We start from the raw sequence: 13,029 nt of genomic DNA on the forward strand, positions 1-13,029 counted from the left end.
GGTGAGGATCGTCGTCAAGGTCGGCTCGTCGTCGCTCAGCTCCCCGCGTGGCGGCCTCGACCTGGCGCGCCTGCACGGCCTCGTCGACGCCCTCGCCGCAGCGCGCGTACGCGGTGACGAGGTGGTGCTCGTCAGCTCCGGTGCCATCGCGACCGGGCTCTCGCCGCTGGCCCTGACGGCGCGCCCGCGTGACCTCGCGACGCAGCAGGCCGCCGCCAGCGTCGGACAGGGCCTGCTGGTGGCGCGGTACACCGAGCGGTTCGCGCGGCACGACCTCGTCGTCGGTCAGGTCCTTCTCACCATCGACGACGTCGTGCGCCGTACGAACTACCGCAACGCGTACCGGACGCTCGCTCGCCTGCTCGACCTCGGAGTCGTCCCGGTCGTCAACGAGAACGACACGGTCGCCACGAGCGAGATCCGCTTCGGTGACAACGACCGCCTCGCTGCGCTGGTGGCCCACCTCGTCCACGCCGACCGGCTCCTGCTGCTGTCGGACGTCGACGGACTCTACGACGGGAACCCGGCGACCCCGGGTGCCAGGCTCGTCCGCCACGTCCACGGCGACGCCGACCTCGAGGGGCTCGACATCGCCAGGCCGAGCCCGTCGAAGGTCGGCACCGGTGGCATGGTCACCAAGGTCGAGGCCGCCCGGATCGCGACCGGCGCCGGGATCCCCGTGCTCCTCACGAGCGCTTCGGAGGTCAACGGAGCGCTCGAGGGACGCGACGTCGGCACCACGTTCCACCCCACGGGACGGCGCCGCCCCACCCGCCTCCTGTGGCTGGCGCACGCGACGACCGGCAAGGGCCGCCTCGTCCTCGACGCAGGAGCGGTCCGCGCGCTCGTCGAGCGGGGTGCGTCCCTGCTCCCCGCAGGTGTCGTCGCCAGCGAGGGGACGTACGAGGCTGGGGACCCGGTCGACCTCGTGGACGAGTCGGGGAGTCTGGTCGCCCGTGGGCTGATCGGCTACGACAGCACCGAGCTGCCCAAGATGGTCGGTCGTTCGACCCACGACCTCGCAGCCGAGATGGGCGGGGAGTACGCGCGCGCGCTCGTCCACCGCGACGATCTCGTGCTCCTGGACTGAACCGGCCGCGGTCCGAGCGTGGTGCTCGACCCAATCGAGGAAACCCGGGGCTTGCGTTGCCGAGCCCCGGTTAAGGTGGCCGCGGACAGGCCGTCGGTGAGGAGGATCCGTGGTTGCGCAGGACAAGATGTGGCACGTCACCCTGACGGTGGCCGGCACGCCGTTCGCCGACGAAGCGGTGCGCTCGGCGATGCTGCGCCTGCGTGACGAGCACGCGTTCCTGCACTCCCTTCGCTACGACGTCGACCGCGCCGAGATCTGCTACTGGGAGCAGGCTCCCGACATGCTGGACGTCGCTGCGATGGCGATGCGCGTGTGGTCGGAGCACCGCGACTCGGCCGGACTGCCTCCCTGGGCGGTCGTGGGTCTCGAGATCCTCGAGCGGGACACACGTGACCGTCGCAGCCGCGCGGAGTCGCCTCCTGCGGTGGGCATGGTCGCTCCGGTCCCCGTCCATTTCTGAGTCACTATCCTGGTGACGTGAGCCACGACCTCGAGCCCCACGTCCACGAGTCCGCCCGGCGGGCCCGCGCTGCCGCACTCGACCTGCGGGCGGTCCCGCGGGCCGGCAAGGACGCGGCTCTGCACGCGATGGCCGACGCGCTGGTCTCTCACGCCGCCGAGATCGTCGAGGCCAACGCGAGAGACATCACGATCGCCCGTGAGGCCGGGGTCGGTGACAACATCATCGACCGACTCCTCCTCGACACCGACCGCATCGCCGCGATGGCCGAGGGCATCCGCGACGTCGCCGCCCTGGCCGACCCGGTCGGTGAGGTGGTCCGCGGCTCGACCCTGGCCAACGGTCTGCAGCTTCGCCAGGTCCGGGTGCCCATCGGGGTGATCGGGATGATCTACGAGGGCAGACCCAACGTCACCGCCGATGCCGCCGCGATCTGCCTGAAGGCGGGCAACGCCGTCCTGCTGCGAGGGTCGCGCTCCGCCGAGCACTCCAACGCCGCCATCGCGTCGGTGCTCCGTGACGCCGTCGCATCGGCGGGTCTGCCGGTCGACGCCGTCCAGGCCATCGACCCGTCCGACCGGTCGAGCTCGACGGCGCTGCTGAAGGCGCGCGGCCTCGTCGACCTCGTGATCCCTCGCGGCGGCGCTGGGCTGATCGAGGCCGTCGTCCGCGACGCCCAGGTGCCGGTGATCGAGACGGGGACGGGCAACGTCCACGTGTACGTCGATGCCGACGCCGACCTCGACATGGCGCTCGCGATCGTCGTCAACGCCAAGACCCACCGGACCAGCGTCTGCAACGCGGCCGAGTCGTTGCTGGTGCACAAGGCGGTCGCCGACGACTTCCTGCCGCGGGTGGTGGCTGCGCTGCACGAGCGCGACGTCACGATCCACGGGGACGCCACGTTCGCCGCGGCCGACGCCGATGTCGTGGCGGTCACCGACGAGGACTACGCCACCGAATACCTCTCGCTCGACATCGCCGCGCGGGTGGTCGACTCGTTCGAGGACGCGGTCGCCCACATCCGTACCTTCTCGTCCGGCCACACCGAGGCGATCGTCACCCGCTCGCTGGCGACCGCCCAGCGGTTCACCGCGGCCGTCGACGCCGCGGCGATCATGGTCAACGCCTCGACCCGGTTCACCGACGGGGGAGAGCTGGGGATGGGGGCCGAGATCGGCATCTCGACGCAGAAGCTGCACGCCCGCGGACCGATGGGTCTGCCAGAGATGACCACGACGACGTTTGTCGTCACGGGTGACGGGCACGTCCGCTGACCGGGGTGGCCCGCGTGCGAGCCGGGGTGGGACGGTAGATTGACCCCATGTCGTTGACTGAATCAGTGTTGAACGGGTCCGTCCTCACCCAGGTGGTGGCGCAGGGCGCCGAGCACGAGGAAGCCCTCTCGCCGTTCGTCGTGGGTGGGGCTACCTTGGTCTTCTTCCTCCTCCTGATCATCGGTCTCTTCGCGTTCGGCAAGGGACGTCAGCACACCTGATGAGCCTGCCGCTCGAGGTCGGCCGCCGCCCCCGCGTCGGGGTGATGGGTGGAACGTTCGATCCCATCCACCACGGCCACCTCGTTGCGGCATCTGAGGTGCAGGCGTGGTTCGGCCTCGACGAGGTCGTGTTCGTCCCTACCGGTGAGCCGTGGCAGAAGGCCGACCGCAAGGTCTCGCCAGGTGAGGACCGCTACCTGATGACGGTCATCGCGACCGCCTCCAACCCTCGCTTCTGGGTGAGCCGCGTCGACATCGACCGCGCCGGCCCCACCTACACCGTCGACACCCTGCGGGACCTCCGCGCCCACTATGGCGGTGACGTGGAGCTGTTCTTCATCACCGGCGCCGACGCGCTGGCCCAGATCCTGACGTGGCACAACGCGGGGGAGATGTTCGAGTTCGCCCAGTTCGTCGGGTGTACCCGACCAGGGCACGCGATCGACCCCCACACGCTGGACGGACTCCCGAAGGACCGCGTCACGATCGTCGAGATCCCGGCCCTGGCCATCTCGTCCACCGACTGCCGCGAGCGGGTGTCGCGACACGAACCCGTCTGGTACCTCGTCCCTGACGGGGTCGTCCAGTACATCGCCAAGCATCGTCTCTACATCGACGCGGTCGCCGCGTCGAACCACCCCGAACGCCACCCGAAGGGGGCACCACAGTGACCGCATCCGAGCGGGCGCTCGAGCTCACCCATGCCGCGGCGGCTGCCGCAGCGGACAAGCTCGCGCACGAGATCATCGCCTACGACGTCTCCGAGCAGCTCGTCATCACCGACGTCTTCGTCCTCGCCTCGGCCGGCAACGACCGCCAGGTGCGTGCGATCAGCGACGCGGTCCAGGAGAAGCTCCTCGAGCACGGCGCCAAGGTCGTACGCCGTGAGGGGGAGCGTGAGGGGCGCTGGGTGCTGCTCGACTACGCCGAGATCGTCGTTCACGTGCAGCACGACGAGGACCGGTCGTTCTACGCGCTGGAGCGGCTGTGGGGTGACTGCCCGGCCGTGGCGCTGCCCGAGATCGGCGAGGCTGCGGGGCGCGTCCCCTCGGCGCCCACGTCGCGCGAGTCCACCGAGCAGGACGAGGTCCCGCTGGCGGGCGAGCCACCGGTCGCGGACGCATGAGTCGCAGGATCATCGTCTGGCGCCATGGGCAGACGGACTGGAACGTCGCGGGACGCCTGCAGGGCCAGACCGACACCCCCCTCAATGCGGCCGGCCGAGCCCAGGCGGCGGAGATGGCGGCGCGGCTGGCCGTGCTCGGCCCCGTGCGCATCGTGAGCTCGGACCTCCAGCGGGCGTCGGCCACCGCGGCCGCGCTCGGCCGGATCGTCGACCTTCCGGTCGAGACCGACGAACGCCTGCGAGAGGTGGCCTTCGGAGAGCGCGAGGGGATGACGCGGCACGAGATCGCGCGCCGCTATCCCGAGGCGGAGGGTCGCTTCCGGCGTGGTGAGGAGATCGTGTCGCCCGGCGGGGAGACGCACGCCGAAGCCGCGGTCCGGTTCAGCCGGGCCCTGGAGGAGATCGTCGAGGCCATGGGCGAGGACGAGACGGTCGTCGTCGTCGCGCACGGTGCCGTCATCCGGGTGGGGATCTGTGCCTTCATCGGGCTGCCCGAGGAGTACTGGCGCTCGTTCGGCGGCTTCAGCAACGGTTGCTGGGCCGTCCTCCAGGAGGGCTTCGCCCGTTGGCAGGTCACCGAGTGGAACGCCGGCAACCTGCCCGTCCCGGAGATGAGCGATGATGCGGCGCACACCGAGGACCGTGGGCCCTTGCGACAGGGGGACCCCGATTTCGGTCCGACCGGGGCGACCCGCTAAGATCGACCTCGGCTCGATGAGCGGGAGACCGCTCGAAGCACGGGGCATTGGCGCAGTTGGTAGCGCGCTTCCATGGCATGGAAGAGGTCAGGGGTTCGAATCCCCTATGCTCCACCACGTGTTCTGAAGTCCCGACCCTGTCCCGCGACGCTGGACAGGGTTTCTTCGTCTCTGACGGCTTCGGGCCGTCCCTGTCGTGAGCCCGTGGCACGATGGCGCGTGTGGACCGCGCGCCCGTGACGCCGATGGCCGTCACCTGGTGGGGGCACTCGACAGCGACGGTCGAGATCGGTGACACCCGCGTCCTCACCGACCCGGTGCTCCTCGACCGGGTGGTCCACCTGCGCCGCCGCTCGATGTCGCCGTCGGCGTCTGCGGCACGGGCCGATCTCGTGCTGGTCTCCCACCTCCACCTCGACCACTTCCACGTCCCCTCGTTGCGACGCCTTCCGCGGGGCACGCCCGTCGTGGTCCCCGAGGCCGGTGGAGGGCTGCTCGGAGGGCTGGGGCTCGACGTGTACGAGGCTGTTCCTGGCGACAGGCTCCGCGTGGCCGGTCTCGACGTCGAGGTGACCGACGCCGACCATCCCGCGTCGCGCCACCGCTGGTCCCGCCGAGCCTCGCAGCCGCTCGGGTTCCGGGTCGTCGGTGACCGTACGTTCTGGTTCCCCGGTGACACAGGCCCGCACGCGGACGTGAGGCGGATCGCGCCGGTCGATCTCGCGCTGGTGCCGATCGGCGGGTGGGGCCCCACGCTCGGTGAGGACCACCTGGATCCCGAGCAGGCGGCTGAGCTGGTGGCACGGGTGGGAGCTCGTTGGGCCGTACCGGTGCACTGGGGGACGTTCTGGCCGGTGGGTCTGGGGCGCGTGGCTCCCGCGATCCGTCACCACCTGTTCGACACACCGGGCGAGCGCTTCGTCGACGCGACCGAGGGGTCGCCCACGCGGGCGGTCCTGCTCGCTCCGGGAGAACGTGTGGAGCTGGCCGTCTAGATCTCCGGTGATCCGGTCACCGAGCGCCCAGGTCGTGACGGACGCGGCGACCGGCAGCCTCGTGCTCGGCGAGGAGCCAGTCCGCGGCGTCGGCGAGGCGAGGGTCAGGGTCGTCCTCGCCGTCCAGCGGGAGCGACGCGAGATAGGCGCGGTCGGCGTCGATCCTGCGCCGGAGCTCGACACCGTCCCCCGTCGACCCGTGCCCGGGCACCACGACGGCCACCGAGCGTGCGACCTCGTCGAAGACGTCGAGGGCCTCGGCATAGTCGTCCCAGGGGCGACCGGCCTCGAGATCGAGCAACGGAATCTCCACGTCGGAGAGCATGTCGCCGGCCACCAGGACGCCGACGTCGGTCACCATCAGCGCGGCATGGCCTGGCGCGTGCGCGCGGTGCTCGAGCACGCGGATGTGGCGGCCGGTCCAGGGGAGCACGATCGCGCCGGGTTCGAGGGCGACGACCCGCCCGAGTCCGGAGGTGTCGACCTCCGTGACAGCAGCACGCGCCTTGCGGGCGTTGTCGTCCACGACGGCGAGCGCCCTCGCCGCGCCGGCGTCGGTGGCCCACCGTGGCGCGTCCCCCAGGGACCGACGCCACAGGAGGTGGTCCCAGTGCGGGTGGGTGGAGAACGCTCCGGTGACGGTGAGGCCGCGTGACGCCAGTGCTGTCGCCAGCGCGTCGATCTCGTCGGCCGTGACACCCGGGTCCACCACCACGCACTCCCGTCCGTCGTGCCCGACGATCACGGTGGTGTTCGTGGCGCAGAACGGGTGGGTGATCACCAACACGCCGTCGGCCACCTCGACGAGGCGCTCGCGCTCGTTCATCGGTCCTCCCGGACTGTCGTGGCCGAGCGCTGCGGCTCTGCGACCTCCATCGTATGGGCCAGTGCGTCGTCGAGCGCCTCGGCGACGGTGGTCCGGGCAAGCTCTGCGCGCACCGCGTCGTCGACGCGTGCGTACACCGGCGCGAGCGCCGGCCGGATCCCGCGGGCGACAACACATCGAGGGCTGGGCTCGTTGCGGTGCATCGCGTAGACGGGCTCTGCGCCGAGCGCTTCGTCGACCTCGCGAAGCGTGAGTGACGAGGCATCACGGGCGAGACGCCATCCGGCGCCGGCTCCCCTGCGTGAGGCGACGATCCCGCCGTCGCGCAGGTCGGACAGGAGACGGCGGATCACCACCGCGTTGGTCCGCACGCTTCGGGAGATGTGCTCCGAGGTGGACCACTCGTGCCCTCGACGGCGGCTCAGCTCCATCCAAGAGAGCACGTGGACGGCGACGGTCAGGCGACTGTTCGCACTCATGCTGCTATGGTAACCAAAATTGTTACGATGGGCTGGTGTGACGGGGTGTCTGCTGGTCGCCGTGAGGGGGACCGCGATGTCGCTGCCGCAGGGCGATGTGAGCGTCCCTCGTGGGGCGCCGTCGCGAGGATGGACCCTTGCCGCTGTCGCCTGCGGCACCTTCCTGATGCTCGTCGCCTTCACGATGCCGCTCGCGACGATCGTCCCCACGGCTGCCTCTCTGGACGCCGGAGTCGCCGGCCGGACCTGGGTCCTCAGCTCGATGAGCATCGGGTTGGCGTCCGCGCTGCTGACCAGCGGGGCGGTCGCTGACGACTTCGGCCGTCGCCGCACCTTCGTGGCAGGGCTGTTCCTGATGGCCCTCACGAGCGTCGTGTGCGTGGTCGCGCCCGACACAGTCACCTTCGTGCTCGCGCGCGTCCTGCAAGGTGTCGGTGGCGCCGCCGTCACCGCCTCGAGTCTCGGCATCATCGCCCATACCTTCCCCGCGGGACCTGAACGCGCGTCGGCCAGCGGCGTGTGGGGTGCCGCGCTGGGCGCGGGCATCGCCGTCGGACCGGTGGTCGCCGGGCTCTGTGACGCGTGGGTGTCATGGCGTCTCGCCTACGCGCTGCTGGCAGCAGCCTGCGTCGCGACGGCGGCGCTCGCGCTGGGCGTGGTGAGGGAGTCGCGCGCGGCCCGTCCGCGTCCGGTGGACCGGTGGGGCGGGTTGCTCCTCGCTGTCGGGCTCGGGAGCCTTCTCGCGGGTCTCGTCGAGAGCCGTCAGGATCTCGGTGATCCGTTGGCGCTCGCGCTGTTCGGTGGTGCCGTCCTCGCGCTGGTGGCTTTCGTCGCCGTCGAACGGCGAGGCCGGGCGCCGATGCTCGACCTGATGCTGCTGCGCCATCGTCGGTTCCTGGCCGTCACGGTCGCGGCATTCGCCACGGGCATGGGGATCATCGCCCTGTTCTCGTTCATGGCGGTCTTCCTCGACACCGGCTTCGGCATCGACGCGCTCGGTGCCTCCCTGCTCCTGCTCTCGTGGTCGGCGACCAGCGTGGCGGCGTCCCTGCTCGCACGTCGGATCCCCGAGCACCGAGTCTCGGGCCGGGTCCAGCTTGCGATCGGTCTGGTCGGCGTCGCCGTCGGTCAGGCGGGGCTCGCGGCGGTCGGGCCGGACACGTCGTGGCCCCGCTTCGTCCCCGCTCTGCTCGTCGCAGGGGTCGCGAGTGGTGTCCTCAACGCCGCGCTGGGTCGCGAGGCTGTGGCGGCCGTGCCCGTGGGCCGCGAGGCGATGGGTGCAGGGGCCAACAACACCGCCCGCTACGTCGGCTCGGCGATCGGCGTGACCGTCGTCGCCGTCATCGTCGCGAGCCACGGCACGAGCCGGCAGGACCTCTTCGACGGGTGGAACGTCGCCGTCCTCCTCACCGCGGCCTTCTCGCTCGTCGGGGCGGCCGTCGTGCTGACGTGCCGCCCCGCCCGTGATGCTCGGTGAGGCCGTTCAGTCGAAGAGGTCGGACAGCCAGTTCTCCTTCTTCTTGCGCCTGGGGGACCGGTCGTCGTAGCGGCGGTCGTCGTAGCCGCGCTGCTGGTACTGCTGCTGCGGCGGCGCCTGCTGGTACGAGCCCGGAGACGGCGGTGACGGTGCGGCGGGGGCCGACTGGGAGCCGGCGCGGTCGATGATCTTGTCGAGCTCGCCACGGTCGAGCCACACCCCGCGGCACTCGGGGCAGTAGTCGATCTCGATCCCGCTGCGTTCGCTCATCACAAGGGTGGTTTCGTCGTTCGGGCATCTCATGGGCTCATCCTCGGGGGTCGGAGGAGCCTTGCCAAGCGTCGTCGCTGCTGCTGCGCGAGCCGAGGAAGGCGAGGAGTCGGGGATCGGTCGATGTGAGGCGGTCGACCTCTTCGCCGCCGTCGCACCGGCACAGTGTCACGGTCGCCGCCGACGAGCTGTGCGCGACCACGCGCCACGTCCCGCCCGCGCGCTCCCAGCGGGTCAGCACCTCGACAGGCTCCTCGGTCATGCGCCCATCATGCGCCGTTCTTCGTGGCGTGAGGGCCGCGCGCGTGAGAGCGTACGACCATGGTGCTCCCGCGACGCCTTCGTCGGGTCAACCGCGTCGGGCTCAACCGGCTCGTCGTGCACGTTGCCCCGCGGCTGCCCGGACTGGGGGTGGTCGTCCATCGGGGCCGCCGGTCCGGCCATGTCTACCGCACACCAGTGATGGTCTTCCGCCACGGTGAGCAGATCGTGGTCGCGCTGCCGTACGGTGACGACACCGACTGGGTCCGCAACGTGCTGGGACCCGGCAAGTCGGCGGTCGTGACGCGCGGACGTACGCTCCCGCTCGTCTCCCCGAGGATCGCGCGCGACCCGCAGCACCGCGCCGTGCCGGCGCTGGTCCGCCCGTTCCTTCGCGCGCTGGGCGCCGACAGCTTCCTGACGGCGGGGACCGTCCCTGCCGCCGGATGAGCGCCGATCAGCTCAAGTGCCGGCGAGCGCCTGCGTGCACGGCGTCCGACAGCAGCGCCAGAGGTCGCGACTCGAGCTGCGCCAGGTGCCAGAAGAGCCTGACGTCGATCCGCGTGCGCTCGCCGATCTCCCGCACCGCTCCCGTCTCCTCCAGCGCGGCGGACTGGAGGTCGGGAAGCATCCCCCATCCCAGCCCGAGGCGTATGGCGTCGCGGTAGGCCTCCGAACCGGGCACGTAGTGGTGCGGAGGATCGACGCGGCGGCGGGTGACCCGTCGGACGAACCGGTGCTGGAGATCGTCGAGGCGGTCGAACTGGACGACCGGCGCCGTCGCGAGGGCGGCGGCCGAGACGCCGTCGGCGAACCACCGTGCGACGAACCCCGGCGTGGCCATGGCCCGGTAACGCATCGTCCCGAGACTCGTCACGGTGCACCCGGGCACGCGTCCTGGGTCCGCGGCGACCGCGGCGAGGACGGTGCCGTCGCGCAGCCGTCCGAGCGAGTGCTGCTCGTCCTCCCGGTGGACGTCGACGCACACCTGGTCGGCGACGACCGCGATCGAGGGGACGAACCAGGTGGCCAGCGAGTCGGCGTTGACGACGACGGGGATCGTGACCGGTCCTGGGTGTGCGACCGACGGCACGAGGTCGGCCAGGAGGAGGTCGACCTGGCGGGCGGCGCGCAGCACGGCGGCGCCCTGCTCGGTCACCGCGACGGGACGGGTACGGCGGACGAGCACGCGACCGGTCGCCGCCTCCAGCGCCTTGATGCGCTGGCTCACGGCGGAGGGGGTGACGTGGAGCGACGCGGCGGCCGCCTCGAAGCTGCCCTCGCCGACCACGGCCGCGAGCGTGCGGAGCTGGTCGAGGGCCAGGTCGGTCATGAAGCGCTCCTTCATCTGCTGAAGGAAGTTTAGCTGGATTGGATGACGCGCCGCACCTACCGTCGAAGCATGGAGACAGGAGGTGCGATGTCGGTCGTCGTGGCAGGGATGGTCACGGGCCTCTCGCTCATCGTGGCGATCGGCGCCCAGAACGTCTTCGTCCTCCGGCAGGGTCTGCGTCGCGAGCACGTCGGTGCGGTCGTCCTCGTCTGCGCCGCCTCGGACACCGTCCTGATCGCGGCGGGGGTCGCCGGCGTGGGATCGCTCGTCGTCCAGGCCCCAGCCCTGGTCGCGTTGGCTCGTTGGGGCGGGGCTGCCTTCCTCACCGCGTACGGCCTGCTCGCGGCACGGCGCGCGTGGGTCGGCGGCCGGCTGGAGGTCGACGACCGTGGCGCCCCGGCGTCGCGCTGGGCCGTGGTCGCGACAGCCGCCGCACTCACCTGGTTGAACCCGCACGTCTATCTCGACACCGTGCTGCTCCTGGGGTCGGTGGGGAGCTCGTACGGGGGTGACCGTTGGCTCTTCGCGATCGGCGCCGTGGCGGGCAGCTGGGCCTGGTTCCTGGGGCTCGGGTACGGCGCGCGGACCTTGCGTCCCGTCTTCTCCCGGCCGGGCGCCTGGCGCGTCCTGGACGCGGGGATCGCCGTGGTGATGCTCGTGATCGCCGTCTCGTTGGTCCGCCACGCCTGACGCGGCGTGCCGTGACGAACGTCTCGGAGATCGCCTCGTTGTTACGCTCGAACGAGCATCGACGACGGTTGAGAGGGGCACATGGCAGCGGGCGACACCGCGGAGGATCACGTCCCGACGGTCCAGGGTCCGGACCCTCGGGCGGACGGCGCTGCCCCGACGGTGCACCTCGCGACGGGCGCCACGCTTCCCCGCGACCCCACCTCGGCCGCTGTCGGGCCCTACCAGCTCCGGGTGCTCCTCGGGTCGGGTGGCTTCGGTGCCGTGTACGTCGGAAGTGCCGCGGGCGGTCCGCCCGTCGCCGTGAAGGTGCTGACGTTCGAGGGGTCGGGAGCGCGGGAGCGGTTCGCCCGAGAGGCGGCGCTGCTCGACCGGCTCGGCGGCAACGGGTTCCCCCGCTACATCGACGGAGACCTGCAGGCCGCGCGCCCGTGGTTCGCGATGGAGCTCCTCGAGGGCGTCACGGTGGGTGACGCCGTACGCCATGCCGGACCGCTCGCTGTCCCGACCGTCGTGGTGGCGGCGCTCGACGTCGGGCGTTCGCTCGGGCGGCTCCACGCTCTCGGCTACGTCCACCGTGACGTGAAGCCGGCCAACGCCGTCCTCGCCGGCAGACGAGCCACGCTGATCGACGTCGGCATCGCCAAGGGCGACCACACCCACGACCTCACCTCGACTGGCGAGATGGTGGGCTCGGTCGCGTGGGCGGCGCCCGAGCGGTTGACCGGGGACCGGGCCACCGCGGCCACGGACGTGTACGGTCTCGGCCTGCTCGTCGCGTTCGCGTCCTCCGGTCGCACCCCGTTCCCGCGAGGAGACGACGCGGCGACGCTGAGCGCCGTGGCCGAGGGCCGGATCGACCTGCGGGGTGTTCCTGACGCGCTGGCCCCTCTCGTGCGCTCGGCGACCGCGGTCTCACCGGGCGACCGTCCTCCGATGGAGGAGGTGGTCGCCGAGCTCGCACGGCTGGCCCCGGACGAGGAGCGGCCGGTCGCCAAGCCGACGGCGCCTCGGCCGCCCGAGCCCCGGCCGGTGGTCGCGCCTGTCGTGACACCGGCCGCGCCCCGTCCGCGGAGCGTGACCTCCCCGCCGCAGACGGTCGCCGTCCCCGCGCCAGCGGCTGCTTCGCTCCCTCCCGACGGTCTCCAGCGGCTGCTGGACAACGGCCGTCTCGCGGTCGAGCTCGAGGCCGCCCACGCCCGGGGGTACGACCGGGCGGCTGTGGAGGTGGTGTCGCGAGCCCAGCGGCACACGCATCGGCGCTCGGTCCGCGCGCTGGATCCCGCCCGTGTGAAGGCCACGATCTGGCGTCGCAACCGGTGGTGGGACGGCCAGTTCGCCCAGCGCCGCCGCTTCCCCGACACCGACGAGGGCTGGAAGCAGGAGCGGGCGCTGATCCGTCGCGGATGGTGGAGCGACAAGGGGGCCGGTCTGGTCGCTCTCGTCGGCATTCTCGCCGTCCTGGTGGGCTGCCTCTCCGGTGCCGACGCTGCCGTCCGGGCGCCGTTCGCCTGGATCGACCGCGTGTTGCCGGTCGTCGAGGTCGGTGGCCGGGCGATCGCCTGGGACCTCCTCGCACTCCTGCTGGTCGTCGTCGGGCTCCTCGTGCTCGCGGCTCGTTGGTCGGCAGAGGCCCGCCGCGACCGCGGCGTGGGGCCGCCACAGATGCTCCGCCTGGCCCCGGGACTGATCACGACCGGTGTCACGGTCGTCGCGGTGGCCGCCCTGCTCGTGGTGACGGGCCTGGCGGGTTGACGAGACGTGGGCCACACCGGTGGAAAGGTCCTCGCATCCGTGCTTGCCTGGGAGGGCCAGCACAAGCG

17 protein-coding genes and 1 tRNA gene are annotated in these 13,029 nt (G+C 71.7%); 13 read left to right on the top strand and 5 right to left on the bottom strand.

The window, feature by feature from the left end; translation table 11 throughout:
* Nucleotide 1 precedes the first annotated feature (1 nt).
* From proB to KV102_RS13085, 9 genes are all read left to right on the top strand, one after another.
* Complete coding sequence (gene proB / locus KV102_RS13045) at nt 2-1,090, top strand: glutamate 5-kinase (protein ID WP_220346541.1); 1,089 nt, start codon at nt 2-4, stop codon at nt 1,088-1,090.
* Between the two features lie 109 nt (nt 1,091-1,199).
* The gene (locus KV102_RS13050) at nt 1,200-1,553 is read left to right on the top strand and encodes a hypothetical protein (protein WP_220344134.1); all 354 of its coding nucleotides are present in this window, start codon (nt 1,200-1,202) and stop codon (nt 1,551-1,553) included.
* A gap of 17 nt (nt 1,554-1,570) precedes the next feature.
* The gene (locus tag KV102_RS13055; RefSeq protein WP_220346542.1) at nt 1,571-2,830 is read left to right on the top strand and encodes a glutamate-5-semialdehyde dehydrogenase; all 1,260 of its coding nucleotides are present in this window, start codon (nt 1,571-1,573) and stop codon (nt 2,828-2,830) included.
* A 65-nt stretch (nt 2,831-2,895) separates the two neighbouring features.
* The gene (locus KV102_RS13060) at nt 2,896-3,051 is read left to right on the top strand and encodes a hypothetical protein (protein WP_220344764.1); all 156 of its coding nucleotides are present in this window, start codon (nt 2,896-2,898) and stop codon (nt 3,049-3,051) included.
* Nucleotides 3,051-3,722 (top strand): nicotinate-nucleotide adenylyltransferase, encoded by a 672-nt coding sequence (nadD, locus tag KV102_RS13065; protein ID WP_220344137.1) that lies wholly within the window; start codon nt 3,051-3,053, stop codon nt 3,720-3,722. Before KV102_RS13060 ends, nadD begins: the two co-directional genes overlap by 1 nt.
* Entirely contained in the window at nt 3,719-4,177 is a 459-nt protein-coding gene (gene rsfS, locus KV102_RS13070) for a ribosome silencing factor (protein ID WP_220346543.1), read from the top strand. Before nadD ends, rsfS begins: the two co-directional genes overlap by 4 nt.
* Nucleotides 4,174-4,875 (top strand): histidine phosphatase family protein, encoded by a 702-nt coding sequence (locus tag KV102_RS13075; RefSeq protein ID WP_220344141.1) that lies wholly within the window; start codon nt 4,174-4,176, stop codon nt 4,873-4,875. The genes rsfS and KV102_RS13075 overlap by 4 nt, the downstream gene beginning before the upstream one ends.
* Before the next feature lie 41 nt (nt 4,876-4,916).
* Nucleotides 4,917-4,992, top strand: a tRNA-Ala gene (locus KV102_RS13080).
* 104 nt (nt 4,993-5,096) lie between these two features.
* Nucleotides 5,097-5,870: an MBL fold metallo-hydrolase gene (locus KV102_RS13085; RefSeq protein ID WP_220346544.1), complete on the top strand. Its 774-nt coding sequence runs from the start codon at nt 5,097-5,099 to the stop codon at nt 5,868-5,870.
* A 16-nt stretch (nt 5,871-5,886) separates the two neighbouring features.
* Here KV102_RS13085 and KV102_RS13090 read toward each other — a convergent pair whose 3' ends face one another.
* Together KV102_RS13090 and KV102_RS13095 are read right to left on the bottom strand one after the other, a co-directional pair.
* Nucleotides 5,887-6,696 carry an MBL fold metallo-hydrolase gene (locus KV102_RS13090; RefSeq protein WP_220346545.1) on the bottom strand — a complete coding sequence of 270 codons (810 nt, stop codon included), beginning with the start codon at nt 6,694-6,696 and terminating at the stop codon, nt 5,887-5,889.
* Nucleotides 6,693-7,175, bottom strand: coding sequence for an Rrf2 family transcriptional regulator (locus KV102_RS13095; protein WP_220346546.1), 483 nt, complete (start codon nt 7,173-7,175; stop codon nt 6,693-6,695). The genes KV102_RS13090 and KV102_RS13095 overlap by 4 nt, the downstream gene beginning before the upstream one ends.
* A gap of 76 nt (nt 7,176-7,251) precedes the next feature.
* Between KV102_RS13095 and KV102_RS13100 the strand changes: the two genes are divergently transcribed.
* Nucleotides 7,252-8,652 (top strand): MFS transporter, encoded by a 1,401-nt coding sequence (locus tag KV102_RS13100; protein ID WP_220346547.1) that lies wholly within the window; start codon nt 7,252-7,254, stop codon nt 8,650-8,652.
* Between the two features lie 6 nt (nt 8,653-8,658).
* Here KV102_RS13100 and KV102_RS13105 read toward each other — a convergent pair whose 3' ends face one another.
* Together KV102_RS13105 and KV102_RS13110 are read right to left on the bottom strand one after the other, a co-directional pair.
* A complete protein-coding gene (locus tag KV102_RS13105) occupies nt 8,659-8,955 on the bottom strand; it encodes a zf-TFIIB domain-containing protein (RefSeq protein ID WP_220344145.1) in 297 nt (98 codons plus the stop codon).
* A gap of 4 nt (nt 8,956-8,959) precedes the next feature.
* Nucleotides 8,960-9,184 carry a hypothetical protein gene (locus KV102_RS13110; protein WP_220344146.1) on the bottom strand — a complete coding sequence of 75 codons (225 nt, stop codon included), beginning with the start codon at nt 9,182-9,184 and terminating at the stop codon, nt 8,960-8,962.
* 59 nt (nt 9,185-9,243) lie between these two features.
* Between KV102_RS13110 and KV102_RS13115 the strand changes: the two genes are divergently transcribed.
* Entirely contained in the window at nt 9,244-9,633 is a 390-nt protein-coding gene (locus tag KV102_RS13115) for a nitroreductase family deazaflavin-dependent oxidoreductase (protein ID WP_220344147.1), read from the top strand.
* 7 nt (nt 9,634-9,640) lie between these two features.
* Here KV102_RS13115 and KV102_RS13120 read toward each other — a convergent pair whose 3' ends face one another.
* Nucleotides 9,641-10,516, bottom strand: coding sequence for a LysR family transcriptional regulator ArgP (locus tag KV102_RS13120; protein ID WP_220346548.1), 876 nt, complete (start codon nt 10,514-10,516; stop codon nt 9,641-9,643).
* A gap of 69 nt (nt 10,517-10,585) precedes the next feature.
* Here KV102_RS13120 and KV102_RS13125 point away from each other — a divergent pair, with 69 nt between their 5' ends.
* Both KV102_RS13125 and KV102_RS13130 read left to right on the top strand, forming a co-directional pair.
* The gene (locus KV102_RS13125) at nt 10,586-11,206 is read left to right on the top strand and encodes a LysE/ArgO family amino acid transporter (protein WP_255560935.1); all 621 of its coding nucleotides are present in this window, start codon (nt 10,586-10,588) and stop codon (nt 11,204-11,206) included.
* A gap of 81 nt (nt 11,207-11,287) precedes the next feature.
* Nucleotides 11,288-12,961: a serine/threonine-protein kinase gene (locus tag KV102_RS13130; protein ID WP_220344149.1), complete on the top strand. Its 1,674-nt coding sequence runs from the start codon at nt 11,288-11,290 to the stop codon at nt 12,959-12,961.
* Nucleotides 12,962-13,029: the final 68 nt, after the last annotated feature.

This window comes from Mumia sp. zg.B53 (assembly GCF_019550935.1).
Lineage (GTDB): Bacteria > Actinomycetota > Actinomycetes > Propionibacteriales > Nocardioidaceae > Mumia.